Consider the following 22,215-nt stretch of genomic DNA (forward strand, 5'->3'; position numbering starts at 1 on the left):
CAAAGGATCCCGATACATGTCAGAAACGCCCCGTCCGGCCGCCGCGCACAGGCCCGCGCGCCCGGAACGCCCCATCCCCGTCATCACTTATCCCGAGGACCTGCCCGTCAGCGCGCGGCGTCAGGAGATCGCGCGCGCGATCGCCGCGCACCAGGTGGTCATCGTCAGCGGCGAGACCGGCTCGGGCAAGACCACGCAGTTGCCCAAGATCTGCCTGGAACTGGGGCGCGGGCGCCGCGCCATGATCGGCCACACCCAGCCCCGGCGGCTGGCGGCGACCTCCGTGGCCAAGCGGATCGCCGAAGAGCTGAATACGCCGATGGGCGAGGTGGTGGGCTATCAGGTGCGCTTTAACGACCGCACCGGCCCGAACGCAGCCATCAAGCTGATGACCGATGGCATCCTGCTGGCCGAGTCGCAGCGTGATCCGCTGCTCAAGCGCTACGACACCATCATCATCGACGAGGCGCACGAGCGCAGCCTGAATATCGATTTCCTGCTGGGCTATCTGCGGCAATTGCTGCCGCGCCGCCCTGACCTGAAAGTCATCATTACCTCGGCCACCATCGACGCCGAGCGGTTTGCCCAGCATTTCGCCGATCCCCACGGCAAGGCGGCGCCGGTGATCGAGGTCTCCGGCCGGCTCTACCCGGTGGAAGTGCGCTACCGGCCCGTTCAGCCGCCGCAAAGCGATGAACAGGCCAGCGCTGCGGCCAAGGGCGGGCGCGAGCGTCTGGCCGGCGACGAGGAGCGCGACCTCATCGACGCCATCGTCGATGCCGTGGACGAATGCGCGCGCCACGGTCCGGGCGACGTGCTGGTGTTTCTGCCCGGCGAGCGCGAGATTCGCGAGTCGGCCGAGGCCTTGCGCAAGCGCCATCCGGTCGGCACCGAAATCCTGCCGCTCTACGCCCGTCTTTCGCAGGCCGAACAGGAGCAGATCTTTCATCCGCGCGGCAATAGCCGCCGCGTCGTGCTGGCCACCAATGTGGCCGAAACGTCGCTGACCGTGCCGGGCATCCGCTTCGTGGTCGACAGCGGGCTGGCGCGCATCAAGCGGTATTCCTGGCGCAACAAGGTCGAGCAATTGCGCATCGAGCCCATCAGCCGGGCGTCGGCCAACCAGCGCGCCGGACGCTGCGGCCGGATCGGCCCGGGGGTGTGCCTGCGGCTCTACGACGAGACGGACTTCAACGCCCGGGCCGCGTTTACCGATCCGGAGGTACTGCGCTCGTCGCTGGCGTCCGTCATCTTGCGCATGAAGGCGCTCAAGCTCGATGATATCGAGCAGTTTCCCTTTGTCGAGGCACCTCCCGGCCGCGCCGTGGCCGATGGCTACCACCTGCTGCAAGAGCTCGGTGCCATCGAGATGTCCGAAGAGCAGGACGAACAGGGCAAGCGCCTGTTCACGCTCACCCGCACCGGGCAGGATCTGGCGCGCCTGCCGGTCGACCCCCGTATCGGTCGCATGATCCTGGCCGCCCGCGAGCAGCAGTGCCTGAGCGAGATGCTGATCATCGCCGCCGCGCTGTCGGTGCAGGATCCGCGCGACCGCCCCATGCAGGAGCGCGAAGCTTCCGAGGCCGCGCACGCCAAGTTCGCCGATGAGAAATCCGAGTTTCTCTCCTTCCTCAAACTGTGGCGCTGGTATGGCGAGCAGGTGCAGCACAAGGCGTCGCAACGCAAGCTGGTGGCGCTGCTGCGCCAGAACTTCCTCTCGCCCATCCGCCTGCGCGAATGGCACGATGTGCATAGCCAATTGGCCTCGCTGGTGGGTGAGCAGGGCTGGCGCCTGAACCAGACCGACGCCACCTATGAGCAATTGCATCTGGCGCTGTTGACCGGCCTGCTGGGCAATATCGGCTTTAAGAGCGAAGAGGGCGGCAGCTATCTGGGAGCACGCGATATCCGCTTTCATATTCACCCCGGCTCAAAACTGGCCAAGAAGGCCGGGCGCTGGATCGTGGCCGCCGAGCTGGTCGAAACGACCCGACTCTATGCGCGCTGCGTGGCCCGCATCGAGCCGGTCTGGATCGAGCGGGTGGCCGCGCACTTACTGCGGCGCAATTTTTCCGACCCGCGCTGGGAGAAGAAAGCCGGGCAGGTCGTGGCCAACGAGCGCGCCACCCTCTATGGGCTGGCGATCTATAGCGGACGCCGGGTGCAGTATGGCCGCATCAATCCCGGGCATGCGCGCGAGCTCTTTATCCGCCAGGCGCTGGTGCCGGGCGATATCGATACCCGGCTGGCCTTCGTCGCCCACAATCGCAAGCTCATCGCCGGCATCGAGAAGCTGGAGCACCAATCCCGGCGCCCCGACATTCTGGTCGACGACGAGCTGATCTACGCCTTCTATGACCGGCAGATTCCGGCGGGCATGTCGCAGACCGCCACGCTGGAGAAATGGGTTCAGGGGCTGGACAAGGAAGCCGCCGCCAAACTGCTGCTCACGCGCGACGAGTTGATGCGGCACGAAGCCGCGGGCGTGACCACCGACGTCTTCCCCAAGAAGGTGGAGTGGCAGGGGGTGAGCATGCCCCTGGACTACCATTTCGAGCCGGGCTCGCCGCGCGACGGCGTCACGCTTGCGGTGCCGCTGTTCGCCCTGAACCAGATCGATGCGCAACGCTGCGAGTGGCTGGTGCCTGGCATGCTCAAGGAAAAAGTGCATCTGCTGTTGAAGTCCTTGCCGCAAAAGCAGCGCCGCCATTGCGTGCCGCTGCCGGATTACGCCGCCGGCTTTTATGACCGCTGGTTCGAGCGCGCGGCCGATCCCGGCATGGGGCTGGTCGAGGCCGTGAGCGAAGATATGTGGAAACAGGTACAGGTGCGTCCGCTGGCCAGCGACTTCAAGCTCGAGACGCTGCCGGCGCACCTTTTCATGAATTTCAAAGTGGTCGACGAGCACGGCCGCATGCTGGCGGCCGGCCGTAATCTGGCTCAGCTCAAGGCAGAACTGGGCAAGCAGGCCCAGGCCACCTTCCAGCAACTGGCCGCGCGCGACAGCGATGTGGCCCAGGCGCTGGCCCATGAAAACCTCACCGGTTGGACCTTCGGGCCCTTGCCCGAGATCATGGAGATCCGCCGCGGGGGTCAGTCGGTGGTGGGCTACCCGGCCCTGGTGGACCGCGGCGCGCATTGTGACCTCGATGTCTTCGATGATCCCGAAGAGGCACGCCGCCATCACCGGGCCGGTTTGTTGCGGCTGTTTCGCATCGGGCTGCGTGAGCAGGTCAAGTTCCTGGAAAAGAACCTGACCGATCTCACCAAGATGAGCATGTTCTACATGACGCTGGGCACGCAGGATGAGCTGCGCGACCAGATCATCGATTGCGCGCTCGCGCAGGCCTGCCTGGGCGAGCCCTGGCCGGTCGATGCGCAGCAGTTCGAGGCGCGGCGGCAGGATGGCAAAGGACGCCTGGGCCTGCTGGCCCAGGAGGTCGCCCGGCTGGCGATGGCCATCCTCACCGAGTATGCCGCCGTGCAGCGCAAGCTGGCGCAGGCCAAGCCGCATGCGGCCGCCTACGCCGATCTGATGCAGCAGATCGGCGCCTTGATGCCCAAGTGGTTCGTGCGCGACATCCCTTACGCCCAACTGGCGCACTATCCGCGCTATCTGAAAGCCGCTGTCGCGCGGATCGATAAGCTGCGCGCCGATCCGGCCCGCGACGCGCGTCTGATCACGGAGATGGCGCCGCTGCTGACCCAATACCAGCGCGCCCGCGCCGCGCTCAAGGGCGCGCCGGACCCGAGGCTGGACGAGTTCCGATGGTTGCTGGAGGAGTTGCGGGTGGCGCTGTTCGCTCAGGAACTGCGCACGCCAATGCCGGTGTCGGTCAAGCGGCTGATGAAAACCTGGGAAAGCCTGCGGCGCTGAGGGCGCGCTGCCCCAAGCCTGGCAGGCAGGCTTGGGGCACGGCGTTTACCAGGCCAGAAAGGCCAGTACGACCAGAACGATCAAGCCCCACTTGGTGAGCTTATAGACGGTTTTGTTCCAGGCCTTGAACTGCTTGCGCTTCTGGTCGAGTTTCCAGTGCGCGTGGGTGAGCTTGTTGATGGCGCCCGTCTGGTCGCCGGCATCATTGGGTGAACTGGCCGCCGACATGACCTTGCGGCCAAACCAGCGGTTGAAGGCTTCCGCCCAGCCCCATTTCAGCGGGCGTTCGACGTCGCAGAACAGAATGATGCGGTTGGTCTCGCTCTTGTTGTGCGCTTCGTGGACGTAGGTTTCGTCGAAGACCACGCTTTCGCCATCACGCCAACTATAGGAGTCGCCGTCGACCACGATATAGCAGCGGTCGTCATTGGGCGTGGTCAGGCCGAGGTGGTAGCGCAAGGAGCCGGCGAACGGATCGCGGTGGGCGTTGAGCTTGCCGCCGGGCGGCAGCTCGGCGAACATGGCCGCCTTCACCTTGGGCAGCGTCTTGAGCAGTGCCACGGTGTTGGGGCAGAGTTCTTCGGCCGAAGGGTGACGCGCGTCATACCATTTCAGGTAGAAGCGTTTCCAGCCGTACTTGAAGAAAGAGTTAAAGCCGATGTCGTCATGGTTCTCGGCGGCGCGGATGCGCCGCAGCTCGGCCATTTTGAGGGCTTCGTCGCGGATGATCTGCCAGTTTTCGTCCAAGACCCGCAGTTCCGGAATCTCACGGCTGGTGAGATAGGGGGTAGTGGGCACGCGCGAGCACAGCACCATGAAGGCGTTGATCGGCGCCAGGATGACGGAGTGATCCAGAAACTGGCGCGACAGCGACAGGCGCACACGCCCACGGAAATGTGCGAAGAGGATGGAGGCCAGCCAGAGGCCAGGGATCAGCCATTTCATTTTGGGGACGGATAACCTAGCGGAGTGATGAACGGGATTGTCCCATATCCCGCCGGCCGGGTGTTTTGACAAATCTCCATTCCGCGCAAGCGCTCGCCCGCTTGGGTGTCGCGCGTGGCTGCCCGGGTACAATCCGGGCATGTCCGAAGCCGCAATAAACCCGCCCCCTTTTGTACATCTGCGCGTTCACTCCGAGTTTTCGGTCGTGGACGGGATCGTGCGCATTTCCGACCTGATCAAGCGTGTGGCCAAAATGGGCCAGCCCGCGGTCGCCCTGACCGATCTGTCGAACATTTTCGGCCTGATCAAGTTCTACAAAAGCGCCCGTGGCGCCGGCATCAAACCGATTGCCGGTTGCGACGTCTGGCTGAGCAACGACGAGGATCGTGACAAGCCGTTCCGCGCGCTGTTGCTGGTGCGGAATCACCAGGGCTACCTCAATCTGTGCGAACTGCTGTCGCAGTCGTTTCTGCTGAATCAGTACAAAGGCCGGGCCGAGCTGCGGCGTGAATGGTTGCAGGGGCAGGACGGCTTGATCGTGCTGTCGGGCGGCCGGGCCGGCGATATCGGCCAGGCGCTGGATGCGGGCAACACCGCTGGCGCCCTGAACCTCGCGCGGCAGTGGGCCGCGATGTTTCCCGACGCCTTCTATATCGAGCTGCAACGCGCCGGGATGGACGGCGACGAAGCCTATACCCAGGCCGCGATGCGGCTGGCCGCCGAGGCCGGCCTGCCGGTAGTGGCCACGCACCCGGTGCAGTTTCTGGATCGTGAGGAGTTCCAGGCCCATGAGGCGCGCGTGTGTATCTCCCAGGGCGAAATCCTGGCCGATCCGCGCCGGGTCAAGCGCTTCACCCCCCAGCAATACCTGCAAAGCTCGCAGGAGATGCAGGCGCGTTTTGCCGATGTGCCTTCGGCGCTGGCCAACACGGTGGAGATCGCCAAGCGCTGCAATCTGTCGCTGGTGCTGGGCAAGCCGCGGCTGCCCATCTTCCCGACGCCCGAAGGCGTGACGCTGGACGACTATCTGGTGCAGTTGTCCGAAGAGGGGCTGGAAAAGCGCTTGACCTTCCTGTTTCCTGAGCAGGCCGAACGCGACCGTCAGCGCGCCACCTATTACGAGCGGCTGCGCTGGGAATGCAAGACCATCATTCAGATGGGCTTTCCCGGTTACTTCCTGATCGTGCAGGACTTCATCAACTGGGGCAAAAACAATGGTGTGCCGGTCGGGCCGGGCCGGGGCTCGGGGGCCGGGTCGCTGGTGGCCTATGCGCTCGGGATCACGGATCTGGATCCCATCCGCTATGACTTGCTGTTCGAGCGCTTCCTGAATCCGGAGCGGGTATCCATGCCCGACTTCGATATCGACTTCTGCCAGGACAACCGCGAACGCGTCATCGAGTACGTCAAGACCAAGTATGGCCGCGCCGCCGTCAGCCAGATCGCCACTTTCGGCACGCTGGGCGCCAAGGCGGTGGTGCGCGACGCCGGCCGGGTGCTGGACATGCCCTATATGTTCTGCGATGGCCTGTCCAAGCTCATCCCGTTCAATCCCGCCGATCCCTGGTCGTTGGACCGCACGCTCAAGGACGAGCCTGCTTTCAAAGAGCGCTATGAGCAGGAAGAGGAAGTCCGCGCGCTGGTGGATCTGGCACGGCCGCTCGAAGGCCTGACGCGCAATATCGGCATGCACGCCGGCGGTGTGCTCATCGCCCCGGGCAAACTCACCGATTTCTGCCCGCTGTATTGCCAGCCTGGCCAGGAAAACAGTGCGGTGTCGCAGTTCGACAAGGATGACGTCGAAGCCGCGGGCCTGGTGAAATTCGACTTTCTGGGTCTGCGCAACCTGACCATCCTGGATTGGGCGGTGCGCTATGTGCGTCAGTTCAACGCCGAGAAGCGCGATTTCGACATCATGGCCCTGGCGCTGGATGACCCGGCGGCCTACAAAGTGCTGTGCGACGCCAACACCACCGCGGTGTTCCAGCTTGAATCGCGCGGCATGAAAGAGCTGCTCAAGAAGCTGCGGCCCAATACCTTCGAAGACATCATCGCCATGCTGGCCTTGTACCGGCCCGGCCCGCTCGAGTCCGGCATGGTGGACGACTTCGTCAATCGCAAGCACGGCCGCGCGGCGGTGGATTATTTCCACCCCGATCTGGAAGGCACGCTCAAGAGCACCTACGGCGTCATCGTCTACCAAGAACAGGTGATGCTGATTTCGCAGATCATCGGCGGCTACTCGCTGGGCGGCGCCGATCTGTTGCGCCGTGCCATGGGCAAGAAAAAGCCCGAGGAAATGGCCAAGCACCGCGAGCTTTTCCAGCAGGGCGCCCAAGAAAAAGGCCATGATCCGGACCTGGCGGTCAAGCTGTTTGACCTGATGGAGAAGTTCGCCGGCTACGGCTTTAACAAGTCGCACTCGGCCGCTTACGCCCTGATTGCCTACCAGACGGCCTGGCTCAAGGCCTACCATCCCGCCGAGTTTCTGGCCGCCACCTTGTCCTCCGATATGGATGACACCGACAAGGTGCAGATTTTCTGCCGCGATGCGCAGGACAACGGGGTGGAGGTCTTGCCTCCGGATGTCAACGCCTCCGGCTATCGTTTCGCGCCCGTCGAGGACGAGCACACCGCTCACGGCAAGCCGCCGCGCACGATGCGCTACGGCCTGGGGGCGGTCAAGGGCACGGGGCAGGGCGCGGTCGAAGAGATCCTGCGTGCCCGCCAGGAAGGCGGCCCGTTTGCCAATCTGTTCGATTTTTGCCGCCGGGTCAGCAAGCACGCCGTCAATCGCCGCACCATCGAAGCCCTGATCCGCGCGGGCGCCTTCGACACGATCGAGCCCAACCGTGCCGCCATGCTGGCCTCGGTGGGCACGGCGATGGAGGCTGCCGAACAGGCCACGCGCAGCGCCAATCAGGCCTCGCTGTTCGGCGATGACAGCGGTGATGTCGTCGCGGGCGAATTGGCCAAGGTCGCTGCCTGGAATCTGCACACGCGCCTGACCGAGGAAAAAGCCGCGCTGGGTTACTACTTCAGCGGCCATCTGTTTGACGCCTGGCGCGACGAAGTGCGCCGTATCGTGCCGATGCCGCTGGCGCGGATCGAGCCGCAGCGTGACCTGCAGTGGATGTGCGGCGTGCTGGCCGGCGTGCGCGTCATGATGACACGGCGCGGCAAAATGGTGTTCGCCGTGCTCGATGACGGCACCGCCCAGGTCGAGATCTCGGTCTTCAACGAACTGTTCGAAAAGCATCGCAACCGTCTGAAGGAAGACCAACTGCTCATCGTGCAGGGCAAGGTCAGCAATGACGAGTATTCGGGCGGCATGCGCATCGTGGCCGAGAACCTGTTCGATCTGCAACTGGCCCGCGAAGCGCGCGCCCGCGCCTTGCGCATCACCCTCAACGGCCAGGCTGACGCTGCCCGCTTGCGGCAATTGCTCAACCCGTTCCGGGCCGAGCCCGAAAATGGCATTCCGGGCGTGCCTGTCGACGTCATCTACCGCAAAGACAATTTCCTGTGCACCGTGCGGCTGGGCGAGCAGTGGCGCGTTCGCATGGCCGACACCTTGCTGGAGAATCTCGCGCTGTGGGCCAAGCCCGAAGGCGTGGAGGTCAGTTACTGATGCAGCCGCTGCGTATCATTCATTCCGAGGCCGCGACCAGTTTCGGCGGCCAGGAAGGCCGGATCTTCAAGGAAATGCAGGCCATGCGTGCCCGCGGCCACCAGATGGAGGCCATCGTTCAGCCGGATGCGCAACTGGGCGAGCGGCTGCGCGACGCGGGATTCACCGTGCATACGCTCTACATGGACGGCCCGGTGAATTACGTCAAAGGCGTCCTGGCCATCCGCGCCTTGCTCAAGCGGGGGCGTTATGACGTGCTCAACACCCACAGCCGGCGCGACACCGTGATCGCCGCGGCGGCCGCCCGCCTGGCGGGCACGCCGCTCATCGTGCGCACCCGCCATTTGTCCAATAAGGTGGGCTCGCTCTGGAGCTACACCGGCCTGCCGCATCGCGTCACCACCGTCAGCGACCACGTGCGCGACGGCTTGATTGCGCGCGGCGTTCCGGCCGAACACATCGCCACCCTGTACTCGCCCATCGTCCTGCCGCCTGCGGTCGAGCACTCGACGCTGCGCGGCGAACTGGGCCTGGCGCAAGACGATGTGGTCGTCGGCTGCGTGGCGGTGATGCGCGCCAGCAAAGGCCATAAAGACCTGATCGATGCCATGGTGCCCTTGCTGGCAGACCGGCCGCGCCTGCATCTGGTTTTCATCGGCGGGGGCTCGCCGGTGTTTGAGCAGACGCAAGCCTATATCGCCGAACTCGGGCTGCAATCGCGCGTGCATCTGATGGGCACGCGGCGTGATGTCCCGAATCTGCTGGCCGGCTGCGACATCTTTGCCTTGGCCACGCAGCAGGAGGCCTCGGGCACGGTCTACGTCGAAGCCGAGGCCAGCGGGCTGCCTGTTGTAGGCACGAACGTGGGCGGCGTGTCCGAAATGATGCGTGACGGCCAGACCGGCATTCTCGTGCCGCCCAAGGACGGGCCGGCCCTGACCGAAGCCCTGCGCCAACTGATCGATGATCCCGGCCTGCGCCAGCGCATGGGGCAGGCGGGGTGGCGCATGGTGCGCGAAGAGGGGGTGTTCTCGCCCGAGCGCCTGGCGGCCAATACCGAGGCGGTCTATCGCAAGTGGCTGACGGAACGCAGACAATGAAAAACGCGCCCAATGTCCCGGTGCTGATGTATCACCACATCACGCCGGCCGGTGGCATGATCGCTGCCACGCCGCAGGTGTTCGAGGCGCAGATCGCGGCACTGGCCCGCGCCGGCTACCAGTCCTTGTCGGCCGATCAGTTCGCCGCCTATCTGGCCGGCGCGCCGGTGCCCGAAAAATCCGTGCTGATCACCTTCGACGACGGCTACCTGAACAACTGGGTGCATGCGCACCCCATACTCGCGCGGCACGGGATGCGTGCGGTGATTTTTCTCATCACCGGCCTGATCGGCGACGGCCCGGCGCGGCCTTGTGCCGGCCAGGGCTTGCCGCTGCCGGCCGATGTGGATCACGATGCCTCCAAGCGCCTGATTGCCGAGGGCCGGGCCGACGCGGTGATGCTGCGCTGGAGCGAGGTCGATGCGATGCGGCAGGCCGGCACGTTCGAGTTCCACTCGCACACGCACACGCATACGCGCTGGGACAAGGTCTGCGGCACGGACATCCAGGCCAAGCGGCAGCATATTGCGCAAGAGCTGGCCGATTCGCGCGCCACGCTGATCGAGCGGCTGGGCGGCGTGAGCGACCACCTGTGTTGGCCGCAGGGTTATTTCGATGCCGATTATGTGCAGGCCGCGCATGCCGCGGGTTTCCGGCATCTCTACACCACCGATCCGCTGGGCCAGAACCGGCCGGGCACGGATCCGGCTCACATCTATCGATTCGCCGTGCGTAACCGCGCCGGCAATTGGCTCACGCGGCGGATCTGGCAGTCGCGCGATCCGTTGATCGGTCCGCTCTATCATGCCTGGAAGGGCTTCAAGAAGCGCCTCAGGAGGCGGGCATGACCCTGTCTGTCATCATCATCACCAAGAACGAAGCGGCCAATATCCTGGGCTGCCTGGAGTCCGTGGCTTTCGCGGACGAGTTCATTGTCGTGGACTCGGGCAGCACGGACAACACCGTGGCCTTGGCGCGCGACTTTGGCGCGCGGGTGGAAGTCACGCCGGATTGGCCGGGCTTCGGCCCGCAGAAAAACCGCGCGCTGGACCTGGCAACCGGCGATTGGGTGTTGTCCATCGACGCCGACGAGCGCGTCACGCCCGAACTGGCGCAAGCCATTCTCGACGCCATGCAACAAGCGGACTCGCAGGCCTGGGAGATGCCGCGGCTGTCGTGGTTCTGCGGCCGCTTCATCCGCCATAGCGGCTGGTGGCCCGACTACGTGCTGCGGCTCTGGAAGCGCGGCACGGCCCGCTTCACCGACGCGGCCGTGCACGAACGTGTGGTGCCCGGCGACGGGCGCAGCGCGCGGCTGGGGCCGCATCTGCTGCATTACCCGTACCCGGATTTCGATGCCCTGATCACCAAGATCAATCGCTATTCCTCCGACGCGGCCGCGATGATGCACGCCAAGGGACGCCGGGCCAATGTCTTTACCGCCCTGGGCCACGGCTTCTGGACCTTTGTGCGCATTTATCTCATCCGGCGCGGGTTTCTCGACGGCCGCCATGGCCTGGTGCTAGCGGTGAGCGCGGCGGCAGGCAGTTTTTTCCGTTATGCCAAGCTGATGCTCAAGTCAGAACCCGAGCCGCCGAAGTGAAGATCCTCTACACCAATTTCCATCCCCGCAACGGCGGCGGACACGTCACCTATATCGTCAATCTGGCGCGCGGGCTGGCCGCCGATCACGACATCGTGGTCGCGACGCCGCCGACCAGCCGGCTATACCGCTATGCCCAGAGCATAGGGCGGGTGCGCGTGGCACCCATGGACTTCACCACCCGGTTGTCCTCGTGGTTCGCCGGCCGGCACCGCCTCAAGCGCCTGATTGCCCAGGAAAAATTCGACGTCATTCATTGCAATGGCAGTGCCGACCACAAGCTGGTGATGCTGGCCACCCTGGGTATGCGCCGCCGGCCGCGCATCATTTTCACCAAACACAACGACCATCCGCTGTCCAGCATGGGCAACGCCGTGCGCGCGCGGTGGGCCACCGACCATGTGATCGCCGTCAGCGACTATGTCCGCGCGCTGGTGCAGGCCTCGCCCTATGGGCGCCTGCCCATCAGCACCATTCGCCACGGCGTGGATACGAATTTCTACGCGCCGCCGGCGCCGGGCAGCCAGGATAAGCTGCGCGCCTTGTTCTTTGGCGCCGACTGGCAGGGCAAGTTGTTGTTGGGCAGCGCCGGAGGCACCGACTTCGACAAAGGTTGGCTGGATCTGGTTGACGCGGCCGGCAGCCTGCCGCCGGAGCTACGCGCGCGGGTGCGCATTCTGGTGGCGGGTGATCCGCCCAATGAGGCCAAGCTGGCGCGGGTCAGGGCGGCCGGCATGCAGGACCAGATGGTGTTTCCGGGCTTGCTCGACGACGTCCGGGCCGCACTGGCTTCCTGCCACGTGGGCTTCGTGCTCTCCTACCGTGAGGCGCTGTCCTTTGCCTGCCGCGAAATGATGGCCATCGGCCGGCCCGTGCTGGCCAGCGACGCGGGCGGTTTGCCCGAGAACATCACGCCGGGGCGGGATGGCTGGATCGTGCCGGCCCGGGACGTCACGGCCATCGCGGCGGCATTGCGCGGCATGTTGGCCGATCCCGAAACCCTGCGCCGCATGGGGCTGGCCGCGCGCGAAAAGGCGGTCCGCGAGTTCAACTTGCAGGATTTCGCACGCGCGACTCTGGATGTCTATATTCAGACGCTGGCTGCGCGTTGATGTTTTTCCGCTTCGGTACCCCCCAAGCCGCCCTATAATTCCGGCCATGAAACCCATACCCATCCTCATGTACCACCAGATCGGCATACCCGCGCCTCGCGGCACGCCGTATCGCGGCCTGACGGTGCATCCGGCGAGCTTTCGGCGGCAGATGACGTGGATGAGCCGCTTGGGCTACCGTGGCCTGTCCATGCGTGATCTCATGCCCTATCTGCGCGGGCAGGCAAGCGGCAAGGTCTTTGGGGTGACTTTCGACGATGGCTATCGCAATGTGCTGGAGAACGCCGCGCCCGTGCTCGAGGCGCTCGGTTTCACCGGCACCAACTATTTCGTGGCGCATCAGCTCGACGGCAGCAATGTGTGGGATGCGGCCAAGGGCATCCCGTATTCGGGCCTGATGAGCGCCGACGAGATGCGCCAATGGCATGCCGCGGGCAATGAGGTAGGTTCGCACACGCTGGACCACGTGCATCTGCCGCAGTTGCCCGCCGAGGAGGCGCGCCGCCAGATCCGCCAGTCCAAGGAAGAGCTCGAGCAGATCCTGGGCGCGCCGGTGACTGCCTTTTGCTATCCCTATGGCGATCATGGCCCTGAGCACATGGCCATGGCGCGTGAGGCCGGCTATGAGAATGCCACGCTGACGGTGCGAGGTCTGGCCCGTAGTTCCGATGATCTCTTCGGTCTGCCGCGCGTGACCGTCTCGCGCTCGACGCACCTGCTGCGTTTCCTGCAAAAAACCCTGACCCCTTATGAAGACCGCCGCCGGCGCTGAGCGGCGCCTGCGCATCGCGTTGCTGGTGGACCGCTTCGGCAAAGGCTTTGGCGGCGCCGAAGCCTATGGCGTCGAACTCATGCGCGTCTTGTCAGAGCGTCATGACGTTACCGTGGTGGCCCGCGATTACGACAGCGACCTGCAACTGGCTTATCTGCCGGTGCGCGCCAGCCCGCGGCTGCCCAGTTGGGTGCGGGTGCTGTATTTCGCCTGGCGTGCCTGGCGGCTGACGCGCGGCGGCCGTTTCGACATCGTTCACTCCCACATGAATGGCTGGGCCGGTCAGGTGCAGGTCATGCACGTCACACCGGTACGTTACAACCGTACGCATGGCGTGCCGCGGCTGCGGCGCCTGGCTGCCTGGTTCAGTCCGCGTCTGGCGGCCTATCTCTGGCTGGAGCGAGCCCGTGTGGCGCAGGTCCCGGGCCGGCGCGTGGTGGCCGTCTCGCAGCTCATCGTCGATCAACTGCACGAGGCCTATGGGCCGCGTTTGCCGGTCTGCACCATCATGCCCGGCGTGCATGCGGCCGCACCGGCCGACGCGGCGCGGCGCGCGGCGACCCGCCTGGCGCTGGGCCTGGCGCCGCAGCACACCGTCTGTCTGCTGGTGGCGCGCAACCCCATGCGCAAGGGTCTGCCAGCCCTGTTGCGAGCCTTGCCCGCATTGCCGCCGGATTACCGTCTGCTGGTTGTCGGCGCCGACGAGGCTGCCTGGGGCGCCGTTCAGGCCAGCGGCCTGGCCGCGCGGGTGAGCCTGGTGGCGCCCACGCCGCAGGTCAATCGCTATTACGAGGCCGCCGACATCTATGTGCATCCCACCCTGAACGACAGTTTTGGCATGGCCCCGCTGGAGGCCATGGCGCACGGTCTGCCGGTGGTGATCAGCCCGCCGGCGTATTGCGGTTTTGCGCGTTACCTCGAAGACGGCGTGAACGCGCTCATCCTGGACGATCCGCATGATGGACCCGGGCTGGCGCGCGCCATCGCGCGGCTGGGTGAGGATGAGGCCCTGCGCGCGCGTCTGGTACGCAGCGGTCAGGCGCTTGCTCAGCAACAGAGCTGGCAAGCCGTGGCGGCGCGCTATGAAGCGCTCTACGCCGGGATATTGGCCGGGCAGCCGGCCGAGACCAGCCTCTAGCCCGGCGCGGTCAGGCGTTCAACCTGGGTCAGCCAGTGCAGCGCCTCGTGCCGCGTGTCGCCGCACATGTCGCGGGCAGGCGCCAACGATCCGCAGACCCGGGGACGCTCGGGGTGACCGAAGATCCGGCAGCGCATGGCTTCATCGAGCTGAATACAGGGCACGCCTGCCGGCTTGCCGTCGGGCATGCCCGGAATGGGGCTGGAGATCGAGGGCGCGATGCAACAGGCGGCACAGCCCGCACGGCATTCCATAACAGCAGCCTAGACCCAGCCGCGCAGCCAATACACCAGCAGGCCCGCATACTCCTTGATGATGGAGCGGCTGGCGTCGAGCGCGCGCGTATCCGGGATCCAGGGCGTGATGCCGCTGTCGGGGGGCAACACGATCTGCGGCGGCGCGGGGGCGGCGATGACTTCGACGCCTTGCTTGGAAAAGGCGGCCATGGCGCGGGGCATGTGCAGTGCCGAGGTCACCAGCAAGACCTTGTCGATGTGGTTGGCGCGCAGCGTGTCCTCGGTGAGGGCGGCGTTTTCGTAGGTATTGCGGCTGGCGTTCTCCAGCACCAGCGCCGATTCGGGAACGCCGCGCTGGCGCATGCGATGGGCCATGCCTTGCGCCTCGCTCACGCTGCCTTCGAGCGCGCCACCGGACAGCACCACCTTGGGCGCGCGGCCGGCCAGATAAAGATCGGTCGCGACGTCCACGCGCACTACCGCGGTTTCTTTTTCGTAGGGCAGAAACCAATTCGCGCGGCCGTTGGCGGTGTTGCCGCCCAGCACGACGATGGCGTCGGCGGTGGGGGCAGTCTGTGCCGCCAGATGGGGATAGCGTGTTTCCAGCGCACCGCCCAGCCAGAGCGAGGTGACAGGCAAAGACCAGGCAAATACCCAGATCAGCCCGGCCGCGATCAGCGTGGAGCCCGTCTTGCGCCAGCGGAACAGACAGAGCACCAGGCCCAGCACCACCAGGGTGAGGCAGAGATTCAGCGGAATGATGAGATTGGTCAGGTAACTATTGATCGTCATATCCAAACATTTGCTACGCGAGACGGCCGTGCCAGAGATCCAGCGCGGCGGCCTCGACTTCGGCCAGGGAGGGCCAGGCATCCTCGGCGCCCAGGCAGACCGCGCGCGCCGACCATGGGCCGGTCCGTTCGCGGCGGGTAACGCCAAACAGGGCCAGCTCGCGGGCACCGGCGGCCGCAGCGATGTGCGACACGCCCGAATCATTGCATATCACCAGGCGGGCGCGGGTCGTCAGGCAGGCAAAGGCGCCCAGCCCCAGCGGCGGCAACAGCATTGCCGTGGGCGCATTGCGCCGGGCCGCCTCGACTTCCGACGCAGGTGGGCACATTACCACGGTATGCCCCTGGGCCTGCAAGGCGCGGGTCAGACCGTCGAAGTGCGGCCAGACCTTGACCTTGCCGCGGTGCAGGCCCGTGGCCGTGGGGGCGATCAGCACGAAAGGCCGCGGGTTCAGGCCGGCGTCGGCCAGCGCGGCCTCGCATTCATTGCGATGCCGCTCGGTCAGCGGCAGGTCCAGCGCCGGGCCGGGCTCCGCAGGTCCCATGGGGAGGTTCCAGGCCTTGAGCGCGGCCCGCGTAAGGTAATACCAGGATTGAACCGCATGTAAGGCTTCGGTGGGCTTGTCCACGGGCCAACGGAGTAACAGACTGCGTCCGTCATCGCGGTAGCCGGCGCTGGGCACCCCAGCCAGACGGAACACGGCCGCGCTGGACAGGGAGTCGGGCAGCAGCAGGCCGGCTGCCGGGTCGCGCCGGTGGCGGGCCACCGTGGCGCGGTCCTTGCGCCATTTGCCCGTCATGGGCAGGAAATCCGCCTTGGGCAGCCCGTCGAGCAGGTCGCGCGCCCAGGGTCGGGCGCAGATGACCAGGGGCAGGCCGCTCTGCTGCAGCAAGCGCAGGCTGGGCAGGCTCATGCAGACATCGCCGACCCAGTTGGGCACGCGGACATAGAGGGTGGAGGGTGCGGGCATGGAAAACCGATCACCCAAATGGGTGGATATCATTCAAGAGAGCCGGTGGCGGCAGGTACAATCCCGGCATGATTGTATTAAAGCGAGTGCTTCCTTGACTTCTGGCGTACGTGACGCAACCGCCGGCAACGAACCGGTCAAAGCCGTGCTGTGGCAGCGCATCTACAGCCGGGTGGGCTCCTACTGGAAGGGGCTGCTGCTGGCCGTCCTGTTGATGGCCGGGGCGGCGGCAACGCAGCCGACGTTAGCCGTCATCATGAAGCCCCTGATCGATGGCGGCTTTGCCGGCGACAAACCACAATATATCTGGTCCGTGCCGCTGGCGGTGGTGGGCCTGATTTTTGTCCGCGGCGTTTGTAACTTTTTCAGCGACTACCTGCTGGCCTGGGTGGCCAACAATGTGTTGCTCGGCATCCGGCGCGAGATGTTCGACCGCCTGCTCGGGCTGCCCGACGCGGATTTCAAGCGCGGCGACACCGGCCGGCTGCTCAACCGCTTCACCATCGACGCCGGCAACGTGACAGGCTACGCCACGGATGTCATCACCGTGCTGGTGCGCGAGACCCTGGTGGTGATCTCGCTGGTCTGCGTGCTGCTGTATATGTCGTGGCTGCTGACGGTGATCATCCTGGTGGTGATGCCGATCTCGGTGTGGATCGCGCGCACCTTTGCCCGCCGTCTGCGCCGCATCAACCGCGAAACCGTCAACATGAATGCCGAGCTCACCCGGGTGGTCAGCGAAGGCATCGATGGGCAGCGCGTCATCAAGCTCTTCGACGGCTATGACGCCGAGCGTGGCCGCTTTGCCTACGTCAATGCGCGCTTGCGCCGTTTCGCCATGCGTACCGCCGTGGCCGATGCGGCCCTGACCCCCTTGACGCAGGTCTGCATCGCCGTCTCCGTGGGCGCCGTGATCGCGGTCGCGCTGGGGCAGGCCAACGCCGGCGCCCTGACCGCGGGCGCCTTCGCTGCCTTCATGAGCGCGCTGGCGCAGATTTTCGATCCCATCAAGCGCCTGACCAACCTCGCCAGCAAGATGCAGAAAATGCTGGTCTCGGCCGAAAGCGTATTCACGCTGGTCGATCAGATCCCCGAGGTCGATGACGGTCCGCGGCAATTGCCCGAACCGGTGCGCGGCAAGATCGAGTTCCGGCAGGTGGGGCACCGCTTTCCCGATGCCGACCGCGATACGCTGGCCGATGTGTCCTTCACGGTCGAGCCCGGCCAGACGGTCGCCCTGGTGGGGCGTTCCGGCAGTGGCAAGACGACCCTGGTCAACATGCTGCCCCGTTTCGTGCTGCCGACCGACGGCGGCATCCTGATCGATGATGTGCCCATCAACGAAGTCCAGTTGCGCAGCCTGCGGTCGCACCTGTCGCTGGTCAGCCAGGACGTGGTGCTGTTTGATGACACCATCGCGGCCAACGTGGGTTATGGCGCGCTGGGCCAGGCCGATGATCAGCGCGTGCGCGACGCGCTGGAGGCGGCCAACCTGAAAGCGTTCGTCGATGGTCTGCCCAAGGGCATGCACACGCAGGTTGGCGAGAATGCCGCGCGGCTCTCGGGCGGCCAGCGGCAACGCCTGGCCATCGCGCGTGCGCTCATCAAGAATGCTCCCATTCTCATCCTCGATGAAGCCACTTCGGCGCTGGACAATGAGTCCGAACGCCAGGTTCAGAGCTCACTGGAGCGCCTGATGCGCGGCCGTACCACGCTGGTGATCGCGCACCGTCTGTCCACCGTGCAGAACGCCGACCGCATCATCGTTCTCGATGCCGGACGTATCGTCGAGCAAGGGCCTCACACCGAACTCTTGGCCGCAGGCGGCTTGTACGCCACGCTCTACAACATGCAGTTTCGCGACGACTGAGCGCGATTGCTTACCGTCCTTCATGCCTGGTTGCATCAAGGACGGATAGACTGTTGTGGCAAAGAGAGTCCGCCGGCCTGCCGGCAAAACCGCCCGAAAGGGCGGTTTTTTTTGTCTTGCGCCGATGATCTGGTCTGACTCTTGCCAGGGGAGCCCGCGTTGCGGCACCGCGTCCGCACAATACGCGGTCTATCGGGAGGCATGAGTTCATGGCGGGTGTGCGCAGAGGCGTACGCGCAGGGTGTTGGGCGCTGGTCCTTTTGCTGGTCTTTCTGGCGGGGGCGGCCGCCGGTGTCTGGCTTGAACATCAGCTTGCGGTCGACGCCTGCCTGGATGGCGGCGGTCGCTGGCGGGCTGCGGGCTACTGCGAACGCCCCGCGCCGCCGGGCGGCAATGGCTGACGCGTTTGAGCCCCTGACGCGTTTCAGCCCGTATGCGCCGCCACCCGGTTGCGGCCCTGCTTTTTGGCCTCGTAGAGGGCCTGATCGGCATGGGCCAGCACCACTTGCGTGTCGATGCCATGGGCGGGCCACAGCGCCACGCCAATGGATACCGTGATATGGCCCACGCCGCCCGGCATTGCCGTGGCCTGCACGGCGCCGCGCAGGCGTTGCGCCAAGGCCAGCGCGTTCGGCAGGTCGGCCCCCGGCATCAGGACCAGGAACTCCTCGCCGCCGACGCGAAACGCGCTGTCTTCCTGCCTGATCGTGGCGCGCGTCACGCTGGCCAATGTCTTGAGCACGTCGTCTCCCGCGGCGTGGCCGTAGGTATCGTTGACGCGCTTGAAGTGATCCAGGTCCAGCGCCAGTGCGGCGAAAGGTTGCGCGCTTGCCTGCAGGCGGTCCATCTCTCGCGCCAGGCCGCGCCGGTTCAACAGCCCTGTCATCGGGTCGGCCAGGGTTTCGGCGTCCAATGACGACAGCCGTTGACGGTACTCGGCCAAGGTGACATCCACGGCTTCGCCCAATTGCTGTGCCTCGAAATACCAGTTGCGGGCCATATTGCCGGCCATCTGGGGCTTGGCCAGATCCGTTCGGCGCAGGGTGTTGGCCAGTTTGCCCAGGGGATGGGCGATCCAATAGGCCAGGGCGCATACCGCGATGATGGACATCAGTGCGATGGGCAGCGAGTACAAGGCGGCGCGGGCCAGCAAGGCGCGTTGCGGTTTGGTGAGGATCGCCTGCGGGCTTTGCACCACCACGCCCCATCCAGCCGTGGTGACCGGCGCGTAGCCCGCCAGATAGGGTTCTGCGCGGCTGTTGAGAATGGGCTGGGCACCCTGTTCCTTGCGTAACAGCGCTTGGACGGCGGCATTGTCACGTTCGCTGCTGCCCACTCGGGCGGGATCCCGATGCGCAATGACGACGCCAGCACCATCGACCACATAGGCGTAAAAGCCATCCGGGCGCGCATGATTGCCGACCAGGCGGCTGAGCAGGTTGTCATGGCGTACCGACGTCGACACGCCGACCAGGCCCAGATAGCTATCATCCGGGCCTAGGATGGGTTCGGTGAAAGCCACGGCCATTTTGTTCGATGCCGCCCGATAGGCGGCCGACACATTGTTCCGGCTGTGCCGGTCGCCGATTTCCAGGTCGGCCAGCGTGCCCGGATTCGAGTGCGCGTCAGGTGTGAGCGAGGCATAGGCCAAGACCTTGTCTTCGCTGTCGGCGATGGCGGCGACGGATTCCCCGTCGGATTGCTCGGCCAGCCTGAGCGCTTCGGCCTGCATGGCCTGCGGCTGGTCCATCAGCGCCGGCAGCCGTCGGGCGCTGGCCTCCAGTTGGCGCTGCACCGAGGCAACGTAGATATCAATGCCTTCGGCAAACTTGGCCGCATAAGCCTGATTGGCGGACAAGGCCTGCGCGACCAGATGTTCGCGTTGCACGGCGTAGGCCGAGCCCAGCGCCGCCACGAACGCCACGGTACCGCTCAACATCGCCAAAGCGACGATGAGATACAGCAATCGGATCTTCGATCGTCTCATTCATTTCCCCCTCCTGCCGGCCGTTGCTCGACCGGGTTGCCTATTAAGACCGTCCAGAGGGGGAAACATTCGCAGGCGAGCGCCGGATAGCGCCCCTGGATTTGATAAATATCAAATCAGGATGATGTCGTACTGCTCTTGAGAGTAGGCGCCTTCGACTTCCAGCGATATGGGCTTGCCGACGAAATCGCCCAGCATGGCCAGATGCTGGCTTTCCTCTTCCAGAAACAGGTCCACGACCCCTTGCGACGCCAGCACGCGGAACTCCTTGGGGTTGAACTGCCGGGCCTCGCGCAGAATTTCGCGCAGGATCTCATAGCAGACCGTGCGCGGCGTGCGGACATTGCCGCGTGCCTGGCACATCGGGCAGGGTTCGCAGAGTTGATGCGCCAGCGAATCGCGGGTGCGCTTGCGGGTCATCTCCACCAGCCCCAGCTGTGTAAAGCCATTGACCGTCATGCGGGTGCGGTCGCGCGACAGGGCTTTCTTCAGCTCGGCCAGAACGGTATCGCGGTGTTCGCTGTCCTCCATGTCGATGAAGTCGAGGATGACGATGCCGCCCAGATTCCGCAGCCGCAACTGCCGGGCGATGGCCTGGGCGGCTTCGAGATTGGTCTTAAAGATGGTGTCGTCGAAATTGCGTCCGCCGACAAAGCCGCCGGTATTGACGTCCACCGTCGTGAGCGCCTCGGTCTGGTCGACGATGAGGTAGCCGCCGGATTTCAGATCCACGCGGCGCGACAGCGCGCGCGCGATTTCCTCGTCCACGCTGGCGGTATCGAACAAGGGCCGCTCGCCGCTGTAATGACGGATGCGGGGAAGCACGGAGGGGGTGTAGACCTTGCCCCACTCCTGCAGGGCGGCCGTGGTGCTGCGCGAATCTACCTGGATGACGCCGGTGTGCGGGCCGACCATGTCGCGCAAGACCCGTTGCGCCAGCGTCAAATCCTGATGCAGGACGGTGGGGGCGGGCTGGCTGCGGGCCGCCGCCTGTACGCTGGCCCACAGCTTGCGCAAATACTCCAGATCGGCGCTGAGTTCCTCGTCGGTGGCACCTTCGGCCTGGGTGCGCACGATGAAGCCGCCTTTTTCCTCGGCCGGCACCAGGGCCTGGACGCGCTCGCGCAATTGCGTGCGTTCGGACTCCGAGTCGATCTTCTGGGAGATGCCGATATGCGGGTCATGGGGAAGATAGACCAGCATGCGGCCCGCGATGCTGATCTGGGTGGATAGCCGCGCGCCCTTGGTGCCCAAGGGATCCTTGATGACTTGCACCATCAAGGTCTGCCCTTCGAACAGCAGCTTCTCGATCGGTGTCGGGATCTGACCCTGGCTGCGCTCCTGGCGATTCTCTCTGAGATCCGCAATATGGATGAAGGCAGCGCGTTCCAGGCCGATATCAATGAAGGCGCTTTGCATACCTGGCAGGACGCGGACCACCCGGCCCAGGTAGATATTGCCGACGTGGCCACGTTGAATACTGCGTTCGACGTGCAATTCCTGCACCGCGCCCTGGGCAACGATGGCAACACGGGTCTCGAAAGGCGTGACGTTGATCAGAATATCTTCAGTCATTGTTGTCCGTGTCTTTATATAGGGATGCGCTAGGGTATCGTAAGTCTCGCGGGCGCAGGCATTTGGGCGGCAAGGGCGGGCAGACCGGGGGCGCCGGGCGCCCCTGCGGGCGGTGCCCGCGCCAGAAAAAACCCTTTTTTCCAGAAAAAGGTGTCAAAGCCGTGACACGCGATTTTTTTCTGTGCTATAGTTCGCCCCCTCGCAGCACAGACAGCAATGCAAACGCAACGCAGCCGGTGTAGCGAGGCCGAAGCGAGATGGTTTTTCGGGTTCCAAAGCGATTGCCGCATGAGCGGGGCGCAGGAAGCGAAAGCGGTCTCTGGCACGGGGAGGGTGGTTTAGGCGTAGCGCCGGCCGGGATTCCAGTGTTGCACGACGGTGTAGAAATAAAGCAGCTTCGGTTGCATGATCTGCAAAAGTTGTGTTATAGTTTCGGGCTTGGCAGTTAGCGAAACGTCAGGGTTAACCCTGATCTGCGGTGGCAAGAGCAAGACGCCTGACGCAGGATGCTTCGCTAGTTGCTAAGCACGGGTTGCCGAGAGGTGATCCGAGGGACGCGAGTCTCTGAAGAAGTGGTGAGTTGGCAAGGCAGGCGTGAGCAGAAGAA

General features: G+C 65.0%; 15 protein-coding genes. 9 read left to right on the top strand and 6 right to left on the bottom strand.

Annotated elements, in window-relative coordinates; translation table 11 throughout:
* The first annotated feature begins 16 nt into the window (after positions 1-16).
* On the top strand, positions 17-3,877 hold the full coding sequence (gene hrpA / locus CAL22_RS07475; RefSeq protein ID WP_094811881.1) for an ATP-dependent RNA helicase HrpA: 3,861 nt from the start codon (positions 17-19) through the stop codon (positions 3,875-3,877).
* A gap of 45 nt (positions 3,878-3,922) precedes the next feature.
* On the opposite strand, the gene lpxO is transcribed toward hrpA, so the two are convergent.
* Positions 3,923-4,822 carry a lipid A hydroxylase LpxO gene (lpxO, locus tag CAL22_RS07480; protein ID WP_094811882.1) on the bottom strand — a complete coding sequence of 300 codons (900 nt, stop codon included), beginning with the start codon at positions 4,820-4,822 and terminating at the stop codon, positions 3,923-3,925.
* 139 nt (positions 4,823-4,961) lie between these two features.
* Between lpxO and dnaE the strand changes: the two genes are divergently transcribed.
* Genes dnaE through CAL22_RS07515 form a run of 7 tightly spaced genes read left to right on the top strand, consistent with a single transcriptional unit; the run spans position 4,962 to position 14,178 of the window.
* Positions 4,962-8,453, top strand: a complete 3,492-nt coding sequence (gene dnaE, locus CAL22_RS07485; RefSeq protein WP_094811883.1) for a DNA polymerase III subunit alpha — start codon at positions 4,962-4,964, stop codon at positions 8,451-8,453.
* Positions 8,453-9,553, top strand: a complete 1,101-nt coding sequence (locus CAL22_RS07490; protein WP_094811884.1) for a glycosyltransferase family 4 protein — start codon at positions 8,453-8,455, stop codon at positions 9,551-9,553. The genes dnaE and CAL22_RS07490 overlap by 1 nt, the downstream gene beginning before the upstream one ends.
* Entirely contained in the window at positions 9,550-10,401 is an 852-nt protein-coding gene (locus tag CAL22_RS07495) for a polysaccharide deacetylase family protein (protein WP_094811885.1), read from the top strand. Before CAL22_RS07490 ends, CAL22_RS07495 begins: the two co-directional genes overlap by 4 nt.
* The gene (locus CAL22_RS07500) at positions 10,398-11,156 is read left to right on the top strand and encodes a glycosyltransferase family 2 protein (RefSeq protein WP_094811886.1); all 759 of its coding nucleotides are present in this window, start codon (positions 10,398-10,400) and stop codon (positions 11,154-11,156) included. Before CAL22_RS07495 ends, CAL22_RS07500 begins: the two co-directional genes overlap by 4 nt.
* Complete coding sequence (locus CAL22_RS07505) at positions 11,153-12,268, top strand: glycosyltransferase family 4 protein (RefSeq protein ID WP_094811887.1); 1,116 nt, start codon at positions 11,153-11,155, stop codon at positions 12,266-12,268. The genes CAL22_RS07500 and CAL22_RS07505 overlap by 4 nt, the downstream gene beginning before the upstream one ends.
* A 46-nt stretch (positions 12,269-12,314) precedes the next feature.
* On the top strand, positions 12,315-13,040 hold the full coding sequence (locus tag CAL22_RS07510) for a polysaccharide deacetylase family protein (RefSeq protein WP_094811888.1): 726 nt from the start codon (positions 12,315-12,317) through the stop codon (positions 13,038-13,040).
* Positions 13,018-14,178: a glycosyltransferase family 4 protein gene (locus CAL22_RS07515; RefSeq protein ID WP_094811889.1), complete on the top strand. Its 1,161-nt coding sequence runs from the start codon at positions 13,018-13,020 to the stop codon at positions 14,176-14,178. The genes CAL22_RS07510 and CAL22_RS07515 overlap by 23 nt, the downstream gene beginning before the upstream one ends.
* On the opposite strand, the gene CAL22_RS07520 is transcribed toward CAL22_RS07515, so the two are convergent.
* Genes CAL22_RS07520 through CAL22_RS07530 form a run of 3 tightly spaced genes read right to left on the bottom strand, consistent with a single transcriptional unit; the run spans position 14,175 to position 16,176 of the window.
* Positions 14,175-14,432, bottom strand: a complete 258-nt coding sequence (locus tag CAL22_RS07520; RefSeq protein WP_094811890.1) for a YkgJ family cysteine cluster protein — start codon at positions 14,430-14,432, stop codon at positions 14,175-14,177. The genes CAL22_RS07515 and CAL22_RS07520 overlap by 4 nt on opposite strands.
* A gap of 9 nt (positions 14,433-14,441) precedes the next feature.
* Positions 14,442-15,206: a YdcF family protein gene (locus CAL22_RS07525; RefSeq protein WP_094811891.1), complete on the bottom strand. Its 765-nt coding sequence runs from the start codon at positions 15,204-15,206 to the stop codon at positions 14,442-14,444.
* 13 nt (positions 15,207-15,219) lie between these two features.
* Complete coding sequence (locus CAL22_RS07530) at positions 15,220-16,176, bottom strand: glycosyltransferase family 9 protein (RefSeq protein WP_244193807.1); 957 nt, start codon at positions 16,174-16,176, stop codon at positions 15,220-15,222.
* A 94-nt stretch (positions 16,177-16,270) separates the two neighbouring features.
* On the opposite strand from CAL22_RS07530, the gene msbA reads away from it, so the two are divergent.
* Positions 16,271-18,046: a lipid A export permease/ATP-binding protein MsbA gene (msbA, locus tag CAL22_RS07535; protein ID WP_094811893.1), complete on the top strand. Its 1,776-nt coding sequence runs from the start codon at positions 16,271-16,273 to the stop codon at positions 18,044-18,046.
* Positions 18,047-18,470: 424 nt separating this feature from the next.
* Here the strand turns inward: msbA and CAL22_RS07540 are convergent, their stop codons facing one another.
* Complete coding sequence (locus CAL22_RS07540) at positions 18,471-20,033, bottom strand: GGDEF domain-containing protein (protein WP_244193808.1); 1,563 nt, start codon at positions 20,031-20,033, stop codon at positions 18,471-18,473.
* Positions 20,034-20,144: 111 nt separating this feature from the next.
* The gene (gene rng, locus CAL22_RS07545) at positions 20,145-21,608 is read right to left on the bottom strand and encodes a ribonuclease G (protein WP_094811895.1); all 1,464 of its coding nucleotides are present in this window, start codon (positions 21,606-21,608) and stop codon (positions 20,145-20,147) included.
* Between the last annotated feature and the right edge of the window lie 607 nt (positions 21,609-22,215).

This window comes from Bordetella genomosp. 12 (assembly GCF_002261355.1).
GTDB lineage: Bacteria > Pseudomonadota > Gammaproteobacteria > Burkholderiales > Burkholderiaceae_B > Bordetella.